Raw genomic sequence first — 1,006 nt, forward strand, 5'->3', positions numbered from 1 at the left:
TGGCCCATCGCACGATCCTGTCCACCGCCGCGCTGTTCCTGGTAGCCGGATTCGTGCTGGGCGACGGCGTGCTCGGCGTGGTCTCCGTCAGGCCGGGCGACGAGCTGGTGGGCACGCTGGCCGAACTGGCGCTGTTCGCCGTGCTGTTCACCGACGGCATGCGGGTCGGCTGGAAGGACCTGCGCAGCGCATGGCGGCTGCCAGGACGCGCCCTGGGCTGGGGCCTGCCGCTCACCCTGGGCATCACCGCCGTCGCCGCGCACTACCTGCTCGGCCTCGGCTGGATCGAGTCGCTGCTGATCGGCGCCATCCTGGCCCCGACCGACCCGGTCTTCGCCGCCGCGCTGGTCGGCAACGAGAAGGTGCCGCCACGGCTGCGGCAACTCCTCAACGTGGAGTCCGGCGTCAACGACGGGCTGGCGTTGCCGTTCGTCATGCTGTTCCTGGCCGTCGCCGCCGGCTCCGAGGACCTGCATATGGGCGAACTCGGGCTCGAGCTAGGTCTCGGCGTGCTGATCGGCGTGGCGGTGCCGTGGGTGGCGATCAAGCTGGAGCAGACCCGCTGGTTCTCCGCCTCCACCCAATACGAGCCGCTCAACGCGCTGGCCATCGGGCTGCTGGTGCTGGCCTTGGGCAAGGCCACGCACGGCAACCTGTTCCTTGCGGCGTTCGCCGCGGGCATCACGGTGGCGACGTTCGGTGAGCGGCAGCGCGAGTCGTTCGAGCACTTCGGCGAGCTCATCGCCGAGCTGTTCAAGCTGGCGGCGCTGCTGCTGTTCGGCGCGCTCGTCACTCCCGCCCTGCTCGGCGCGGTCGGCTGGAAGGGCTGGCTGTTCGCGGTCCTGGCGCTCGTGCTGGCCCGCCCGGTCGCGATCTGGCTGTCCTTCCTGCGCTCCGGGCTGTCGGTGCGCGAGCAGGCGGCGGTGGCCTGGTTCGGGCCCAAGGGGTTCGCCTCGGTGGTGTACGGGCTGATCGTGCTGGCCTCCGGCATCGCCGCCGCGCAGGA

1 protein-coding gene is annotated in these 1,006 nt (G+C 71.3%); it reads left to right on the forward strand.

What is annotated here, in order from left to right; genetic code table 11:
* Nucleotides 1-1,006, forward strand: a 1,006-nt coding sequence (locus ACTWQA_RS59085) for a cation:proton antiporter domain-containing protein (RefSeq protein WP_443167515.1), incomplete at both ends; no start/stop codon positions are given.

Source organism: Nonomuraea sp. 10N515B (assembly GCF_052245915.1).
In the GTDB taxonomy this organism is placed as follows: domain Bacteria; phylum Actinomycetota; class Actinomycetes; order Streptosporangiales; family Streptosporangiaceae; genus Nonomuraea.